The organism is Exiguobacterium sp. s157, from assembly GCF_018618205.1.
Classification (GTDB): Bacteria; Bacillota; Bacilli; order Exiguobacteriales; family Exiguobacteriaceae; genus Exiguobacterium; species Exiguobacterium chiriqhucha.
In genome coordinates, this window is record NZ_JACSLQ010000007.1 from 71297 (window position 1) to 89527 (window position 18231).

Here is an 18231-nt window from a genome sequence, read left to right on the forward strand (position 1 = left end):
TCAGTCCTTTACTTCAATATGGAGGAGGGGTCGCCCCCTCCCATCAACGACGCTTCTTCGCTCCGCGTTTGGCGTCGCCTGTTCGTTTTTGACCGTCTTTCTTCTTCAAGTCGAGTGCCGAGCGTCCTTGCGACGTCTTCGGCTTCTCGCCTGGTTTGGACGGTTTGCCGGCTTGACCTGGTTTCCCTGGTTTACCCGGCTTGCCGCGCTTCGGACGTTTGTCGTCACGGCCGCGGCCTTTTTTGTCGTCTTTCTTTGGACGACCTTCCGTCGCTTTAATCGTCGTCGGTTGGCGACGGCGCGACTGTTCCCGTTTCGGCATGCCGACGACGGTGAAGTCGATCGTGCGCTCGTCCAAGTTGACGGCGTCGACCTTGACGCGCACCGCGTCACCGATGCGGAACTGACGTTTCGTCCGCTCGCCGAGCAACATGAGCTGCGACTCGTCGAAGTGGTAGTAGTCATCCATCGACTGGAGACGAACGAGTCCTTCAATCGTGTTCGGGAGCTCGATGAACATTCCGAAGTTCGTGACACCGCTGACGACGCCGTCGAACTCTTCACCGAGACGTGATTCCATGTACTCGGCTTTCTTCAAGGATTGCGTCTCGCGTTCGGCATCGACCGAACGACGCTCGCGTTTCGAAGCCTGTTCGGCGATCGAGTCGAGACGGTCCTCATACTTGGCGATCGTCTTCTCAGACACATCACCGTTGAAAACGTACGTGCGCATGAGACGGTGGACGATCAAGTCCGGGTATCGACGGATCGGCGAGGTGAAGTGCGTATAGAAGTCGGTCGCGAGGCCGAAGTGACCGAGCGAGACGTCATCGTACTTCGCCTGTTGCATTGAACGGAGCATGATCGTGCTGATGACCGGCTCTTCCGGTTCGCCCGAGATCGCCTTCAAAATCTTCTGAAGGGTCTTCGGTTCGACCTTCTGGCCTTTGAACCGTTCGATATGCACGCCGAAGTTCGCGACGAAATCGAAGAAGAAATCGAGCTTGTCCGGTTTCGGGTTATCGTGGACACGATAGATGAACGGCACGTCCATCTTGTGGAAGTGTTCGGCGACCGTCTCGTTGGCCGCGAGCATGAACTCCTCAATCAACTTCTCGGCGACCGAGCGTGGACGCAAGACGATGTCGGCTGGTTTGCCTTCCTCATCGACGACGACTTTCGCTTCGGCGAAATCGAAGTTGATGGCACCACGCGAGTTACGGCGCGTGCGGAGCACTTCCGCGAGTTCGGCCATCAGGTCGAACAACGGGATGTACGGCTCGTACCGTTCGAGCGTCGCTTCGTCATCGCGTTCGATGATTTCACGGACGTTCGTATACGTCATCCGCTCCGTCGTCTTGATGACACTCGGGAACAGCTCATGGTTGACGACCTTCCCGTTTTGCGGGGAAATCTCCATGACACAGCTGAGCGTCAAACGGTTGACGTGCGGGTTGAGCGAACAGATTCCGTTCGAGAGACGGTGCGGCAACATCGGGATGACGCGGTCGACGAGATAGACACTCGTCCCCCGTTCGAACGCTTCGACGTCGAGCGGTGACCCTTCCGTCACGTAGTGTGACACGTCGGCGATATGGACGCCGAGCTCATAGTTGCCGTTGTCGAGTTTCTTGACGTGGACGGCATCGTCCAAGTCTTTCGCGTCTTCGCCGTCAATCGTGAAGATCGTCTCGTTACGAAGGTCGACACGGCCCATGAAGTCTTTCTCGTCGGCCTCGTCCGGCACGGCGTTCGCCTGGTCGATGACATCTTCCGGGAACTCCGTCGGGATGCCGTGCTTATAGACGATCGACAAGATGTCGACGCCTGGGTCGTTCTTGTGTCCGATGATGCGGACGACGTCACACGCTCCGGCGAAACGTCCGTCCGGATATTTCGTGATGCGAACGACGACTTTATGGCCATCGACGGCACCGAGCGATTTGTCCGGGTTGACGACCGGCCAGAAGTTGATGCGCTTGTCATCCGGCTCGATGAAGGCGAACTGGTCGAGGCGTCCGCTCGGGAGCGTATACGTCCCGACGAACTCTGACAAGCCGCGCTTCAAGACTTTGAGGAGCACGCCCTCGGTCTTGCCGCGGTTGTCCTCGCGTTTTTTGACGAGGATCGTGTCCCCGTGGTAGACGTCTTTCAATTGGTCGGGCGGAAGGAACACGTCCTCCGTCTCGCCTTCGACCGATAAGAAGCCGAAGCCGCGTTGGTGAATCGAGATGATTCCCGCTGCTTGGCCGAGCACGGCGAGCGTCCCGTAACGGTTCGTCCGTGTGCGGCCGATTAAGCCCTCTTCTTCGAGGGTGTTCAAGGTGCGGATGAGTTCTTTAAAAGCATCCGTCGACTCGAGCGCAAGACGCTCAGTCAACTGGTCCACTGTCAGTGCTTTATCACTGGCTTGGATAATTTCTAGTAGTTGGTCACGTAAATTCAACGTGACACCTCCTTTTTCAAACTGACCAGTCTAACGTTTCGAGAAAATCGAGCACGTCCTGGTGCAGTTTCTCTTTTTCTTTATCGAGCGTGATCACGTGTCCCGACTCCTCATACATGAGCAGTTCTTTTTGGAACGCGTTAATCGCCTCGTAAATTTCGTGTGCAGATTCAGGATCGACCATTTGATCTTTCGCCCCTTGGACGACGAGCGCCGGGACAAAAATATCTTCGAGTTTTGTCGTCGTGTCACGGACGAAGGCACGGAGATCTTTGAGCGTCGGCATCGGTTTGAAGTCCGCCATCTCCTGTTCGATCTGTTCAGGTGATTTGTCTTCTCGAGATTTATATTCTCGAGCGTAGGCTTTGACTCCTTTGTATAACCGATCCTCGGCATCGATTCCAGTCGGGGCGCACATCGGGATGACGCCTTTGACGTTCTCCTGTGAAGCGAGGCGAAGCGACATGACGCCGCCGAGCGAGAGGCCACAGACGGCAATCTCCTCATAGCCTTTCTCTTTCAACGACTGATAGGCGTTCAAGACGTCCTCCCACCAGTCCGCCGGTCCGTACTGAAGCAATTCTTCCGGCGGGACGGCATGGCCCCGGTACTGGGGACCCATACACGTATAGCCTTCTTTTTGCAGGAAACGACCGAGCATGCGGACATCCGCGCTCGATCCGGTAAAGCCATGTAACATCAACACGGCACGTGGTCCGCCTTCAAAGAAGAACGGTTTCGGTGCTGTAATCTTCATTGCTAACGTCATCTCCTCATACAATCCATTATTCCCAAAAAATAATTGAAAAAAACAAAAGCCGACCGCCTCACGTGAAAATCGAGAACGATCAGCCTTTCATCATAGTGATGCGACTAGTAATCCTAAAATGAAAAACAATGTGCCTAGTACAGCTGCAGTTCGGTTCAAAACAGCGTCGAAGCCGCGCGCTTTCTGGCGGCCGAACAACTGCTCCGCGCCACCTGCAATCGCCCCAAGACCTTGCGACCGACCTGACATGAGCAGTACGACGACAATCAATAAAACAGCCACGACGAGTAGGCTGATTGTAGCGATCGTTTGCATAGTAGTCAGTTCCTCCTTCTTTTTACACGCTTCTTATTATATAGAAGTTGGCGTCAAAACACCAGCTTTCAAATTATCGGGACGGGTAGCTGAACCCTTCCCCGATGACCTCTTTCACTTGGTGAATGACGACGAAGGCACGTGGGTCTGTCACTTCGACGATTTTCTTGAGTGGACCTACTTGGCGCTTGTCGACGATCATATAGAGCATGTTCTTATCTTGCTTCGTGTAGTAGCCGTGGCCGTGGATGATTGTCGCCGAGCGGCCTAGCGTCTCCGTCAACACGACGGCGAGCTCTTCTTGCTTGTCGCTGATGATGGTGACAGCCTTGCGGATGTTGAGCCCTTCAGCGACGAGGTCGATGACCCACGAGCCGATGATGATGGCGATCAACGTATAGAGCACGATCTGTTCCCCGAGGATGAAGCCCGACGCCCCGACGACGATGGCATCGATGATGAACATCGACACAGCGACGCTCATATGCAAATAGCGCTCCATGAGACGGGCGATGATGACCCCGCCTCCGGTCGTCCCGCCGACGCGGAGCACCATGCCGATGCCGACCCCGATCATAATCCCTGCGTAGACGGCCGCAAGCAGTTTGTCCTCAGCCGGGCTGCCCCAGTCATGGGTCAAACTGAGGAAGAACGACGTCGCGATGACGGCGACGACCGAATAGACCATCGTCCGGCGGTCGAGCAGCTTATAGCCGACGATGAATAAAATCCCGTTCCCGATAATCGACGTGACCCCGAGGTCCCAGCCGAACATGTAGTACAGGATGATGGTGACCCCGAGCAGGCCGCCTTCCGAGAAGTCGTTCGGAACGGTGAAGTAGTTCACCCCGAACGAGAGAATGAATGAGCCGGCGACGATCCAGGCGATATCCTTCAAGGAAATCGATTGGAGCTTCTTCCAGACTTGTTGACGCAATAGATGTTGTTGTTGACGTTTCATTGGTTGTCCCCCTTCCATATAAAAAAGACCGCGGCACAAAGCTGCAGTCTAAGTCTTACTGTTGAACTGGCTTTGGCGCACCGTCTTTCATAATCGGCAACTTGCGGTCCACGACGTTCGTGTAGACGTTCAAGAGTGCCTCTTTTTCCAAATCCCAGTTATATTGCTCACGCGCCGTCTTCGTGTTTTCTTTGACACGGGCGTAGAGTGCTTGGTCGTCGAGCAGGCGGTTGACGCCTTCGGCGATCGATTGTGGGTCGTGCGAATCGACGACGACACCGACGTCGTTGCCGGCGACGACACGTTCGATTTCCGGGAAGTCACATGAGACGACCGGTACTTCGGCCATCAAATATTCGAACAGCTTGTTCGATGACGCCGAGTAGTGGTTGAAGCAGACGTTGTTCAACACTTGGAAACCGAGATACGCGTTCATCGTATAGTACGGTAACGCCTCGACCGGTACTTTGTCAATCATCTTGACGCGGTCGCTGACGCCTTCGTCCTCGATCATCTGTTTAATCACCGGCTTGAGTTTCCCGTCCCCGATCATGACGAGCGTGCCTTCGTTGAAGTCCTTGACGGCGAGGATGAGTTGCTCGAGTCCGCGGCCGGCTTGAATGCCGCCTTGATACAAGAGAATCTTTTCATCTTTCGGCAAGTCGAGGAGCGCATGCAAGTCTTTGCGGAGCGTGAAGTCGAGCGGACGATAGAACGGATAGTTGTGGAGCACGTACGGATAGAAGCCGTAGAGTTCCTCGTTGTGCGCCGCGCGCGTGTGGTTCTCGACCATCATCGAGTCGACGTATGGCAAGAGCCAGCCTTCGAGATTACTTTGGATATAACCGTAACCGGTCCGGTCCGTCTGGACTTCGTGCGAATCGTAGACGATTTTGCCTTTGTTGACGAGTTTCCCGGCGATCAACGCCTGCGGGAGCGTGTTCAAGTCGTTGGCGTGATAGAAATCGTACGACTTCTTCGTCGAAGTGAACACCATCTCGAGCATCGCGCTCGCGTTGACGATGTTTTTACGCACCGGTGGGAACAAAATCGCACCCGCTGCCGCACCGAGTCCGAGCATCGTCAGTGGTGCGAGGACGAGCAGTCCTACGCCGACGAGTCCGGCACCGAGTTGACGCGTCTTCTTCGCGCTGACCCATGTGCGGACCGATTTGAGCGCCTTCATCCCGTTGGCGAGAATCGACGGCTGACGTTTGACACGGATGACGCGGAATCCTTCCGGACGCATCTCCTCTTTCGGGAGCGACGGATTTTTCGGGTCTTGGAGCGCGATCAAATCGACTTCATAGCCCGCCTCGGCGAGCGCCGAGCATTCGCGCAAGACGCGCGCATCATTCGTAAAATGGTTCCATACAAACATACATACTGACTTCATCGTGTTTCCTCCATCGTTACTTTTTCTATCACGTCTTCGAGGACGTGTATGTTGTTTTCCCAACACAGATTGTCTTTCACATAACGGATCCCGTTCACGCCGTATTTCTCGCGTAAGTCGGGACGTTCGAGCAGTTTCCGGAGCATGAGCTCGATCTCGTTGATGTCACGCTTCCGTGACACGTAACCGACCTCGGCCGCTTCGATGACATTCGCCGCATGGCCTGACACCGCCGCGACGATCGGTTTACCGACCGCCATATAATCAATCAATTTACCCGGGATGACCGTATCGAACACTTCTTGCTCAATCAAGCTGACGAACGCGACGTCCGCGTTCTTGATGGCTTGGAACGCCTCCGTCCGAGGCATCGCCTCGAGGAAGAGGAAGTTCTTGAAACCGCGGGCTTTAATCATGTCTTTCAATTCGTTCTTCCGGTATCCATAGCCGATCAACTTGAAATGCACGCGCGGCTCGTCACGGAATCGTTCTGCAAGCTCGAGCAAGAGCGATACGTCTTGGGCGAGGCCCATGTTCCCGGCGTACAGAATCTCCATCCGGTCGTCCTCAGGGACGGTCCGCTCGAGGTTGCGCTCGCTCTCTCGAATCGAGTTCGGCATATAGTGAATCATGTCGTTGTCGACGCCACGTTGGCGCAGATAGCTGCGGAACCCTTCCGAGTTGATGATGATTTCATCGGCCGCCTTATAGAGCCGCTTCTCAAACCAAAACGCCGGGGCGAGCATCCAGTCGTGTTTGAACACACCGACGCCTTTCACCGACTCCGGCCAGAGGTCACGGACGTCCAAGATGAACGGGACGCCATACTTCCGTTTCGCATACACACCGACGAACGCCATAAAAAAAGACGGGGTCGTCGCAAAGACGACATCCGGTTTCGAGTCGAGCTTTTGGACGGCAGCGACGCCTTTAATCATCTGTTCCAAAAACAAAGCGAGCCGGCTCACCATGTTCGACGTATGCTTGCGTTTCTTCGTGATGAGACGCTTGATGAACGGTTGGTTGTTGAGCGCCTTGTCGTTCCAGAAGCGGTCGTCTTTATACAAGTTGAAGTTCGGATACGACGGGGCGGCCGTGATGACCTCCACGTCGTAACCGCGTTCTTTCATGAGATGCGTAATATTTTGCATCCGGTTCCCGGCACTGCCGATTTCCGGATAATAGTTTTGACAGACCATTAACATTGTTTTCAAAAATAACACACCTTACTGTTGTTCGAGTTCGTCCACGAAGCGCTTCAAGAGCGTGTGGACGTTGGCTTTTAAATCTGGGTCGCAGAGCGCATGGGCAATCGTCGCTTCGATGAAGCCGATCGGTTCCCCAACGTCATAGCGACGCCCGTCAAATTCATAGGCGAAGACGGTCTCCACCTCGTTCAAGCGGGCGATGGCGTCCGTCAGTTGGATCTCGCCGCCCGTCCCGATTTCTTGCGCCGACAACGCCTCGAAGACGTCCGGCGTCAAAATGTAGCGGCCGAGGATGGCGAGGTTCGATGGGGCTTCTCCGACGGCCGGTTTCTCAACGAACGTCCGGACCGGAATCAGCTTCCCTTCGACGGCAAGCGGGTCAATTATACCATATCGATTCGTCATTTCATACGGGACGCGCTGCACCCCGATAATCGAACGCTCATACTGCTCGTACTGGTCAATCAATTGCTTCGTCGCCGGCACATCCGCCTCGATGATATCGTCCCCGAGCAGGACCGCGAACGGTTCGTCGCCGATGAACTTGCGGGCACACCAAATCGCGTGACCGAGCCCTTTCGGCTCTTGTTGCCGTATGTAGTGGATATTGGCAAGGTTCGATGAGTGGCGCACCGACTCGAGGAGTTCGGTCTTTCCTTTTGACTCAAGGTTCTGTTCGAGCTCGATGGCCCGGTCGAAATGGTCCTCGATGGCGCGCTTGTTCTTCCCGGTCACGATGATGATGTCCTCGATGCCGGAAGCGACGGCTTCTTCCACGATGAATTGGATCGTCGGTTTGTTGACGATCGGGAGCATCTCTTTCGGCATCGCTTTCGTCGCCGGCAAGAAGCGGGTGCCGAGCCCGGCGGCCGGGATGATGGCTTTCCGTACGCGTGTCATGGACGTCTCTCCTTTTTTATGCTGTATCTGATGATTATACCCAATTTCCTAGCGTTCACGCACACAAAAAAACGGCCGTGACATACGTCACGACCATTTCCGGTCGTCCATATACTTATACAGGAACCAACCACCGACACCGAGCGCGATGAGAAGAAGGAGAAAACCGCTGATCATCATGACGAACGCCTCCTTTCACCTACACTACTCTATTCCCGGAATGAACGGTCGGCAAGCCCTCGTCTGCCATCCTTTCTCAAAACCATTTCTTGCCGTTCGCCTCGATAAAACGATATTCTTCTTGATAATGCGTGTGGTGCCCTTCATCCATCATCGTTTGGAAAGCGACGTCCCCTTCTGAGGCGTTTCGTTCGATTAACCGATAGAGCGCCTCAATCCGCAATAGCAGCATGTCCAACAACTCCGATGTCGAACCTTCCCAGCCGTACGCTTCTAAGAAGAGCGCGACTCGTCGTTTGTATCTCACATCATCGCGCTCCGCCTCATAGTGGACGACCTCTCCCGACTCGGCTTGATGACGCCGGCTGAGCGGAACGAACGTATAGAGCGCGTAGACGATATCCCAGGCACGTGGTCCAGGTGCCGCCAAATCAAAGTCGATGACCCCTTCCATTTTGCCGTCATGGAAAATCGTATTGTAGACGGCAAAGTCGTTGTGGCAAATCACGTCAAACGGTTCTGGCGTATCGTCGAGCGGTTGCCAGTCCGATGGCCACTCGACATCCGTGGTCGCGTCATGAAGCTGGCGCATCAATCGAGCGGCGTCTTGAATCGCCTCATCCGACCACATGTAGGCTTTCAACGGATAATCAGCCGTCTCGCCTTCGAGGTACGTCAAGACCTCTCGGCCCTGTTCATCCACCCCGATAAATCGCGGCACGCCCGATATCCCCTTCGCCTCTAAGTGCTTTAACAAGCGATGGACATTCGCACTCCCCTCTTTCTGCGTCCGATAGACGTGATTCCCCTTTTTATAGACGATCGATACGTTCCCGCCGCTCAATCTTTCCTCTTGCTCATTTGATCGGTCCATCTAATCCCCCCTACTCTTCATCAGTCACGTTCAGTATACCGCAACAAGGGGTACCGATGACCATGAGCCTCGACACGGAGCGTTCGCGCCCCGTCCAAGCGGCACTGTAGATTCCCTGCAGAAAGCATCGCTGCCGCGCGGACAGGCGAATCTCGGAATATACATACACCCATTGTCGAATCCTGCAAGACGATAGATTGGCGCGCGACTGAATCAGACGGTGGGCGACTCCTTGGGGAGAGTGATGCAAGGATGACCCCGTAAAGCGCGCATGCGCTGCGGAGGCATCCGCATCACCCCAGGAAAGCGTCCCACCGTCTGATGAACGTCTGATCCACCAACAAAAAAAACAGGCCCGCACGAGGCGGACCTGAAACAATCAATTATTTTTTGAGGTTGTAGAACGACTTGATACCGTCGTATTTCGCTACATCGCCGAGCATGTCTTCGATGCGGAGAAGTTGGTTGTACTTCGCGATACGGTCTGTACGCGAGAGCGAACCAGTTTTGATTTGACCAGCGTTTGTCGCAACAGCGATGTCCGCGATTGTCGCATCTTCTGTTTCACCAGAACGGTGTGAGATAACAGCTGTGTAACCAGCTTTTTTAGCCATTTCGATCGCGTCGAATGTTTCTGTGAGCGTACCGATTTGGTTAACTTTGATGAGGATCGAGTTCGAGATTCCTTTTTCGATACCTTCAGCAAGCTTCTCAGTGTTCGTTACGAAGAGGTCATCCCCAACGAGCTGAACTTTGTCACCGATTTTGTCAGTGAGCAATTTGAAGCCGTCCCAGTCGTTTTCGTCGCAACCGTCTTCGATTGAGATGATTGGGTATTTGCTTACGAGCTCAGCGTAGAAGTCTACGAGCTCAGCAGTTGTCATTGACTTGCCTTCGCCAGCGAGTTCGTACTTGCCAGTCGACTTGTCGTAGAACTCAGAAGACGCAACGTCCATTGCGAGGTAGATGTCTTCGCCAGCTTTGTAACCAGCTTTTTCGATCGCTTCAAGGATAACTGTGATCGCTTCTTCGTTAGACTTAAGGTTTGGTGCGAAACCACCTTCGTCACCGACAGCTGTGTTAAGACCCATACCAGAAAGAACTGATTTGAGGGCGTGGAATACTTCTGCACCCATGCGGAGCGCTTCGCGGAACGTTGGCGCGCCAACAGGCATGATCATGAACTCTTGGAAGTCAACGTTGTTGTCAGCGTGCGAACCACCATTGATGATGTTCATCATTGGAGTTGGAAGCGTCTTCGCGTTGAATCCACCGAGGTACGTGTAAAGTGGAAGGCCGAGCTCGTCTGCTGCTGCGTGTGCTGCTGCCATAGAGACACCAAGGATCGCGTTTGCGCCGAGTTTACCTTTGTTTTTCGTACCGTCGAGCTCGATCATTTTCTTGTCGAGTGCGTTTTGGTCGAAGACATCGTAGCCGATGAGTTCTGGTGCGATTGTGTCGTTTACGTTAGCAACGGCTTTGAGTACGCCTTTACCAAGGTAACGTGACTTGTCGCCATCACGGAGTTCTACTGCTTCGTGCTCACCAGTAGATGCGCCTGATGGGACGAGGGCACGGCCGAAACCGCCGTCTTCTGTGAAGACTTCTACTTCGATTGTTGGGTTACCGCGTGAATCCAAAATCTCGCGTGCGTAAATTTCTGTAATCATTGACATGAAAATTCGCTCCTTTTTGTTTGGAAAGTTTTTTGAGTTACTTCGTGACGATTGATGTGCCGGTCATTTCGGCCGGTTGCTCTCCACCGAGAAGGTGAAGGAGCGTCGGGGCGAGGTCGCACAAGGCGCCTTCTAGAACTGGTTTCAGTTCCACCCCTTCTTTCGTGACGATACATGGTACTGGTTCCGTCGTGTGTGCCGTCATTGGTGAGCCGTCCGGGTTCGTGACAAGGTCAGCGTTCCCGTGGTCCGCCGTGATGATCGCCGCGCCGCCTTTGGCAATGAGTGCGTCCACTACTTTACCGAGGCATTCGTCGACGACTTCGACAGCTTTCTTCGTCGGTTCGAGCATACCGGAATGGCCGACCATGTCCGGGTTCGCGTAGTTGATGATATACGCGTCATACGTGTCCGATTCGATCCGTTCGAGAAGACCTTCCGTGAGCTCGTATGCGCTCATTTCTGGCTTCAAGTCGTACGTTGCCACTTTCGGTGACGGTACGAGGAAACGATCTTCACCTTCGAACGGTGTTTCTTGTTGTCCGTTCAAGAAGAACGTGACGTGCGGGTATTTCTCAGTTTCCGCAGCGCGGAGCTGTTTGTACCCTTGCGCGGCGAGAGTCTCACCGAGCGTGTTTTTCAAATCTTCTGGTGGGAAGACGATGTCCGTGTCGATTTCATCCGAGAATTTCGTCATCGAGACGAGTAAGATGTTCTCTGGATGTGCGCTCGAAAGTTCGAAGCCTTTGAAGCCGGTCTTCTCTTTGAACACTTTCGCAAGTTCAATCGCCCGGTCCGGACGGAAGTTGAAGAACATGATTGCGTCGTTGTCTTTAATCGTCGCAATCGGTTGACCGTCTTTCTCGATGACCGTCGGAAGAACGAATTCATCCGTTAAGCCGTCTGCATACGACTGTTTAAGAACGTCGACTGCATTCGTGCCGACTTCGCCTTTTGCGTTGACGAGCACGTCGTATACTTTCTCGACGCGTTCCCAACGGTTGTCGCGGTCCATGGCATAGTAACGTCCAGACACGCTAGCGACTTGACCGAGTCCGAGTTCAGCGAGCTTCGCTTCCGTCTGTTCGAGGAAGCCAGCGCCTGATTTCGGATCACAGTCACGGCCGTCCGTGAAAGCGTGAATGAATACTTTTTCGATACCATGAAGTTTTGCAAACTCGACGATGGCGTACATGTGGTTGATGTGAGAGTGAATCCCACCGTCTGAGACAAGGCCCATGATGTGGAGGCTCGAATCATACTTTTTCACATGTCCGGCCAAGTGATTCATCGCCTGGCGGTCGAAGAGTGAACGGTCTTTGATGGAGTTGTTGACGCGTGAAAGTGACTGATAGACGACCCGGCCGGCACCGATGTTCAAGTGACCGACTTCCGAGTTCCCCATCTGACCTTCCGGAAGGCCGACGTACTCGCCTTTCGCGTTCAAGAGCGTATGTGGATACTGCTCCCAGAAGCGGTCGAAGTTCGGTTTGTTCGCCGCAGCGACCGCATTACCGAACGTCTCGTTCCGCATTCCAAAACCATCCAAGATGATGAGGGCGACTGGTCTTGCCATTTAAATCGCCTCCAACAACTTGAGGAACGAAGCAGCTTCAAGTGAAGCACCGCCGACGAGTGCGCCGTCGATGTCTTCTTGTGCCATATACTCCTTGATGTTCTCAGGTTTTACAGAACCGCCGTATTGGATGCGAACCGCAGCCGCCACGTCTTCACCGTAAAGACCTTTTACCACGTCACGAACATATTTGCATGAGCTTTGCGCATCTGCTTCGTCCGCTGATTTACCAGTGCCGATTGCCCAAACTGGCTCATACGCGATGACGAGTTGTTTGACTTGGTCAGCTGAGAGGTCCGCGAGGCCACCTTCGACTTGCGTCTTGATGACTTCTTCGAACTTGCCGCCTTCGCGCTCTTCCAATGTCTCACCGACACAAACGATTGGCGTAAGACCGTGTTCGAACGCTTTTTTCGTTTTGCTGTTGATGAATGCATCTGATTCGCCGAAGTATTCGCGACGCTCTGAGTGTCCAAGGATGACATATGTCACGCCGAGGTCAGCGACCATGGCCGGGCTGATTTCGCCTGTGTATGCCCCGCTGTCTTTGTCGTACATGTTTTGTGCACTGAGTTTCAAGTTCGATCCTTTAGCCGCTTCTACCATTGGGGCCAAGAATACTGCTGGTGCACCAATCGCCGCGTCAACTTTGTCCGTTGACGGGATATTGTTTTTAACTTCCTCTACGAAAGCGACGGCTTCCGAGAGTGTTTTGTTCATTTTCCAGTTACCTGCAATAATCGGTTTACGCATCGATAACCCTCCTCTGTTTTACTTGTCGTTCAACGCTTCGACGCCTGGAAGTTTCTTGCCTTCCATGAATTCGAGTGAAGCGCCGCCACCAGTCGAGATGTGGCTCATTTGGTCAGCAAGGCCGAACTTGGCTGCTGCCGCGGCTGAGTCACCACCACCGATGATTGAGTATGCGTCGCTGTCTGCGAGTGCTTGAGCGACACCTTTCGTTCCGTTAGCGTACTTATCGAGTTCGAATACGCCCATCGGTCCGTTCCAAACGACAAGTTTCGATTCGCGAATCGCTTCCGCGTAAATTTCGACTGTCTTCGGTCCGATATCAAGACCCATGTGATCCGCAGGGATCGAGTCGATATCGACTGGTCCGACGTATGTCTCTTCGCCGAATTCTTTCGCAATGACACAGTCGACCGGCATCAAGAACTTCACGCCTTTGTCTTCTGCTTTTTTCATGAATTGACGAGCGAGGTCGAGCTTGTCTTCTTCAAGGAGTGACGTTCCGACTTCGTGCCCGAGTGCTTTCGAGAACGTGTACGAGAGACCGCCACCGATGATGAGTGTGTCAACGATGTCAAGAAGGTGGTCGATGACCCCAATCTTGTCAGCAACTTTCGATCCGCCGATAATCGCCGTGAACGGACGGTCTGGATTCGAGAGTGCCTTGCCGAGGACTTCAAGTTCTTTCTCCATCAAGAAACCAGCAACCGCGTGGTCGACGTGGTGCGCGATGCCTTCTGTCGAAGCGTGGGCACGGTGAGCCGCACCGAACGCGTCGTTGACGAAGATATCAGCGAGTGCCGCGAAACCTTTCGCGAGTTCTGGATCGTTTTTCGTTTCACCAGGGTAGAAACGGACGTTCTCGAGAACGACGACGTCACCTTCACCAAGTTTTGAAACGGCTTCTTCTGCGACTGGACCGTACGCCTCTTCGACGAGGGGTACTTCTTTGCCGAGAAGTTCAGCGAGACGTGTAGCGACCGGTGCGAGTGAGAACTCGAGGTTCTTCTCGCCTTTTGGACGGCCGAGGTGGCTCGCCAAAATGACTTTCGCGCCGCCGTCGATCAAGTGCTTGATCGTTGGAAGTGCCGCTTGAATCCGCGTTTCATCTTGAATGACGCCATCTTTGAGTGGAACGTTGAAGTCAACGCGGCAAAAGACGCGTTTCCCTTTTACATCGATGTCACGAATAGACTGTTTGTTCATAACCTTCGCCTCCATATGTCGTGCGTGTCAATTTCATAAATAGAGCGGAGAACAATCTCTTGTTTCCGCTCCTATTTGATTCTATTTAGTTCACGAACTTACTTCGCGATTTCAGCGAAGTGCTTGAGTGTGCGAACCAATTGTGCAGTGTAAGACATTTCGTTGTCGTACCAAGAAACTGTCTTAACGAGTTGCTTGTCGCCAACTGTCATTACTTTAGTTTGTGTTGCATCGAAGAGTGAACCGTAAGTGATTCCGACGATGTCAGAAGATACGATTTCGTCTTCAGTGTAACCGTAAGACTCGTTCGCTGCTGCTTTCATTGCTGCGTTGATTTCGTCAACAGATACAGTTTTCTCAAGAACTGTTACGAGCTCTGTGAGTGAACCTGTAGCAACTGGTACACGTTGTGCCGCACCGTCAAGTTTACCTTGAAGTTCTGGGATAACGAGGCCGATTGCTTTAGCCGCACCAGTTGTGTTCGGTACGATGTTAGCTGCTGCCGCACGCGCACGACGGAAGTCGCCTTTCGGGTGTGGAGCGTCAAGCGTGTTTTGGTCGCCTGTGTAAGCGTGGATTGTTGTCATAAGACCTTCGATGATTCCGAACTGGTCTTGGAGAACTTTAGCCATTGGCGCCAAGCAGTTTGTCGTACATGAAGCACCAGAGATTACTGTCTCTGTACCATCGAGGATGTCGTGGTTTGTGTTATAAACGACAGTCTTCATATCACCTGTAGCTGGAGCCGAGATGACAACTTTTTTCGCGCCAGCTTTCAAGTGAAGCTCCGCTTTTTCTTTGTCTGTGAAGAATCCAGTACATTCGAGTACGATGTCAACACCGAGCTCGCCCCATGGAAGTTCTTCTGGGTTACGGTTAGCAAGTGTGATGACTTTCTCGCCGTTTACGAGGAAGTGATCGTCGTGTACTTCAACGTCTCCGTCGAAACGACCTTGAGTCGTGTCGTACTTGAGAAGGTGAGCAAGCATCTTCGTGTCAGTCAAGTCGTTGATTGCAACAACTTCGATTCCTTCGTTTTTGATGATCTCGCGGAATGCCAAACGACCAATACGTCCAAATCCGTTAATACCAACTTTTACTGCCATAGTTAATTTCCTCCTTAGGGTAGAAGCTATTTATTGAAGAGCCAACGGGGGTCAACTCTTTAATAACGAGTTAATAATTCTGTCGCCGCACCTTCGTCTGTGACGAGGATGATGTTCGGCGTGTGTTTCGCATATGCGGCGATCGCCTGTGCCTTCGACTTTCCTCCGGCGACAGCGATGACGGTGTCCATGTCGTCGAGCTCCTCCAATTGGATCCCGACCGTCTTGACCCGGTGCACGATTTCACCTTCCGCGTTGAAATAATATCCGAACGCTTCGGCGACGGCATCGTGCCGTTCGATCATCCGCAAATGCTCTGGTGACGCATGACGGCGTTTCGCCATCGTTTCCGCCTCACCAATTCCATGTACCACAATTCGCGCCGCTCTAATCATTTCCAGTACATTTTTAATGCTAGGTTCCTCCACCATCCGCTCGAACGTCTCTTGCGATACCTCGTCCGGAATGTGGAGTAAATGATAGTCGGCATGGGCCCGGTCGGCCATCCGAGAACAGACGGTGTTCGCCTGTAACTCGAGCGTTTCTCCGAGTCCGCCGCGTGCTGGCACGAAATGCATCGGCCGTTCTTTTTTATCGGGCGACATCATGGCCGCAACCGATGCCATCGTCGTCCCGCCTGTGACCGCGATGATATTGTCGTCCGGTGCCAGTCGCGCTTTCAGTTGCGTGACGGCGGCCCGACCGATATCTCGCTGGACCCAGAACGTCTCGTCGGAATCACCCGGTACGATGACGACTTGGCGAACGCCTAGTTTGCGCTCGAGTTCTCGTGCGACTTCCGAGATGCCTAGGATCTCTCCCATGACCTCGTGCAAGTCCCGGAGAACGTTTCGGCCCGATTCCGTAAGGGAAATACCTTGAGTAGCGACCATCAATAGACCTTGGTCTTTCAAGAAGTCGACTTCTCGTCTTAGGATTCGTTCCGTCAGCCCGAGGCTTGTGGCCAATGTCCTGCGGCCGATCGGCTGCATCAAACGGACATAATGTAAGATATCGTAACGATGTCGGAGCGTATCGAGCATGTCGGGAACGATTTGCTTCTGAACTTGAATCAGCTGCTGGATCATACTCATTCCCCCTCGACTTAAAGCGTGGACAATTTTCGTCCCACTTTTATATTTGCGTCCCACCGCTACGACTTCATCTTATCAATCACCTTTCCGTCTTGCAACCCCTTCAAACGTTTTTTTTCGATGTAAGCGTATACTTAACAAAATCTTCAACTTTACTGTCATCGTATCGACCTTGACTAATGACACGCCCCTCGTGTAAGACGACAGGGATCTCAAACAAGTACTTCGCCTCAAGTTCTTCGTTGCCGGTGATGTCGATCTGCTCGAGCTCGAACGGATAGTCTTCCATGAGCCATTCGAGCATGACGAGTGCCTCCTCGCAGAGCGAACAGTTGGCGCGGCGGTATAACGTCAGGACCATGTCAGTCCCCTCCTTTCCATAGTTGTCGTTCCCGCTCCCGCGAGTTTCCAAAACCGAGCGCCTCCCGATAGTTCGCCACGGTCCGTCGTGTCACCGTATAGCCGAGCCGGTCCAGCTCGCGCATGAGTGCGGCATCGCTCAGCGGCGACGTCTCTTGTTGAATCAGTTCGGCGAGCGCCTTCTTCACCATGAACGGCGATTGCCCGTGCGTCGCCCGGACGAAAAAGTGACGCCACGCCATCACGCCGCCTTCGGTCGTCACGTACTTGCCTTGAATCGCCCGGCCGACGGTCGACTCGTGCTTGCCGATTTGTTCGGCGACTTCTTTTCGCGTCAACGGATGCAAGACGAGCTTCCCGTCCAACCAATCGCGTTGGCGTTCGGCGATGACGGCCCACACCGATTTAAGCGTCGCGTTCCGCATCTCGAGCGTCTCGTGCCACCATTTCGCCTCGCGATCGTCCCCGACCCGAGCCGCATCGAGCGTCGGGCTGAACCATGTCGTCACGAGCTCACCGTCACGACGGACGACTTCAAGTTCCGGGACGACGGGTTCGGTTCCTTCATATAATAATGGCGTCTTCGGGAGTGTCGCCACGATACGCGTCGCCCGTTCGTACTCAGCAACCGAGATGTCGAGTCGTCCCGGGATGTCATCAAGGTTCGCGTCGAGCGCCTCGAACACGTCCAAGACGAGTGGGTCGTCATGTTCAATCGCATGCCGATATTGGCAGTCGCGCTCATTCTTCGCCCCAATCCCTGTCGGTTCTAGAAACAAGAGCGCCTGGCGCGCCGCCTCAATGTCCGCCACATCGACCTCGAAACGATGGGCGAGCACGAAGTCGCTCTCCGGTAGCAGACCACGATGGTCGAGCGCGAGGACGAGCCGTTTCTGGAGCGCGCGCTGGGCCTCAGTCCCGCTCCCTTCCTCGATTTGCTCGAACAATCGCTCCTCGAACCCACTCGCCGTATCGGCTACCCATTCGACCGCACCGCTCCCCGTGGCGATGCATGGATTGCGTCGAGCCAACCGGCCGAGCTGAAAGGCGATCGCGGTCCGGTCCGCCTCGAGAATCGGCAGCCGCCGAACCATGTCCTGGGTCAGCTGTTGTGTTTGAAGTTGTTGCTGTTCTTGCCGTTGCATCGGTCACACCCCTCTCGCTTCTTATTGTAACGAACAGCGGGAAATCGCGCTCAAAAAAAAGTGAGCCGAACAGGATTGCTTTTTTAAAAAAACAAATGTATAATAAATCGTGTCAGAGAACATGCACCCGTAGCTCAGGGGATAGAGCACTGGTTTCCGGTGCCAGGTGTCGGGAGTTCGAATCTCTCCGGGTGTATCATAGCAAGAGGTCAGGCAACATATGCCTGGCCTCTTTTGTCGTTTTAGAATCGTCAAACCGTGGAATAGGT

The 18231-nt window shown here is 53.7% G+C and carries 16 protein-coding genes and 1 tRNA gene; 1 reads left to right on the plus strand and 16 read right to left on the minus strand.

Annotated elements, in window-relative coordinates; translation table 11 throughout:
• Window positions 1-43 precede the first annotated feature (43 nt).
• The 16 genes from rnr to KNP67_RS12885 form a co-directional block, all read right to left on the minus strand.
• Window positions 44-2446: a ribonuclease R gene (rnr, locus tag KNP67_RS12810; RefSeq protein ID WP_214756736.1), complete on the minus strand. Its 2403-nt coding sequence runs from the start codon at window positions 2444-2446 to the stop codon at window positions 44-46.
• Between the two features lie 16 nt (window positions 2447-2462).
• Complete coding sequence (locus KNP67_RS12815) at window positions 2463-3203, minus strand: alpha/beta hydrolase (protein WP_138859079.1); 741 nt, start codon at window positions 3201-3203, stop codon at window positions 2463-2465.
• Between the two features lie 102 nt (window positions 3204-3305).
• The gene (secG, locus tag KNP67_RS12820; RefSeq protein ID WP_012726902.1) at window positions 3306-3530 is read right to left on the minus strand and encodes a preprotein translocase subunit SecG; all 225 of its coding nucleotides are present in this window, start codon (window positions 3528-3530) and stop codon (window positions 3306-3308) included.
• A gap of 73 nt (window positions 3531-3603) precedes the next feature.
• Complete coding sequence (locus tag KNP67_RS12825) at window positions 3604-4491, minus strand: YitT family protein (RefSeq protein ID WP_021065456.1); 888 nt, start codon at window positions 4489-4491, stop codon at window positions 3604-3606.
• Window positions 4492-4546: 55 nt separating this feature from the next.
• Window positions 4547-5887, minus strand: a complete 1341-nt coding sequence (locus KNP67_RS12830; RefSeq protein WP_214756739.1) for a glycosyltransferase — start codon at window positions 5885-5887, stop codon at window positions 4547-4549.
• On the minus strand, window positions 5884-7092 hold the full coding sequence (locus tag KNP67_RS12835; protein WP_251130877.1) for a glycosyltransferase family 4 protein: 1209 nt from the start codon (window positions 7090-7092) through the stop codon (window positions 5884-5886). The genes KNP67_RS12830 and KNP67_RS12835 overlap by 4 nt, the downstream gene beginning before the upstream one ends.
• A gap of 21 nt (window positions 7093-7113) precedes the next feature.
• Window positions 7114-7995 carry a UTP--glucose-1-phosphate uridylyltransferase GalU gene (gene galU, locus KNP67_RS12840; RefSeq protein ID WP_021065453.1) on the minus strand — a complete coding sequence of 294 codons (882 nt, stop codon included), beginning with the start codon at window positions 7993-7995 and terminating at the stop codon, window positions 7114-7116.
• 256 nt (window positions 7996-8251) lie between these two features.
• Window positions 8252-9049, minus strand: a complete 798-nt coding sequence (locus KNP67_RS12845) for an aminoglycoside phosphotransferase family protein (protein ID WP_214756741.1) — start codon at window positions 9047-9049, stop codon at window positions 8252-8254.
• A 383-nt stretch (window positions 9050-9432) separates the two neighbouring features.
• Window positions 9433-10725 (minus strand): phosphopyruvate hydratase, encoded by a 1293-nt coding sequence (eno, locus tag KNP67_RS12850; RefSeq protein WP_021065450.1) that lies wholly within the window; start codon window positions 10723-10725, stop codon window positions 9433-9435.
• Window positions 10726-10762: 37 nt separating this feature from the next.
• On the minus strand, window positions 10763-12301 hold the full coding sequence (gene gpmI / locus KNP67_RS12855) for a 2,3-bisphosphoglycerate-independent phosphoglycerate mutase (protein WP_021065449.1): 1539 nt from the start codon (window positions 12299-12301) through the stop codon (window positions 10763-10765).
• Complete coding sequence (gene tpiA, locus KNP67_RS12860) at window positions 12302-13054, minus strand: triose-phosphate isomerase (RefSeq protein ID WP_021065448.1); 753 nt, start codon at window positions 13052-13054, stop codon at window positions 12302-12304. It lies immediately after the preceding gene.
• Window positions 13055-13072: 18 nt separating this feature from the next.
• The gene (locus tag KNP67_RS12865; RefSeq protein ID WP_131472331.1) at window positions 13073-14257 is read right to left on the minus strand and encodes a phosphoglycerate kinase; all 1185 of its coding nucleotides are present in this window, start codon (window positions 14255-14257) and stop codon (window positions 13073-13075) included.
• A gap of 98 nt (window positions 14258-14355) precedes the next feature.
• Entirely contained in the window at window positions 14356-15363 is a 1008-nt protein-coding gene (gap, locus tag KNP67_RS12870; protein ID WP_021065446.1) for a type I glyceraldehyde-3-phosphate dehydrogenase, read from the minus strand.
• 59 nt (window positions 15364-15422) lie between these two features.
• Window positions 15423-16451 carry a sugar-binding transcriptional regulator gene (locus KNP67_RS12875; protein ID WP_021065445.1) on the minus strand — a complete coding sequence of 343 codons (1029 nt, stop codon included), beginning with the start codon at window positions 16449-16451 and terminating at the stop codon, window positions 15423-15425.
• A gap of 109 nt (window positions 16452-16560) precedes the next feature.
• Window positions 16561-16818, minus strand: coding sequence for a glutaredoxin family protein (locus tag KNP67_RS12880; protein WP_021065444.1), 258 nt, complete (start codon window positions 16816-16818; stop codon window positions 16561-16563).
• A gap of 1 nt (window position 16819) precedes the next feature.
• The gene (locus KNP67_RS12885) at window positions 16820-17962 is read right to left on the minus strand and encodes an RNA polymerase factor sigma-54 (RefSeq protein WP_029595057.1); all 1143 of its coding nucleotides are present in this window, start codon (window positions 17960-17962) and stop codon (window positions 16820-16822) included.
• Window positions 17963-18085: 123 nt separating this feature from the next.
• Here KNP67_RS12885 and KNP67_RS12890 point away from each other — a divergent pair.
• Window positions 18086-18158 (plus strand) — tRNA-Arg (locus KNP67_RS12890).
• Window positions 18159-18231 lie beyond the last annotated feature (73 nt).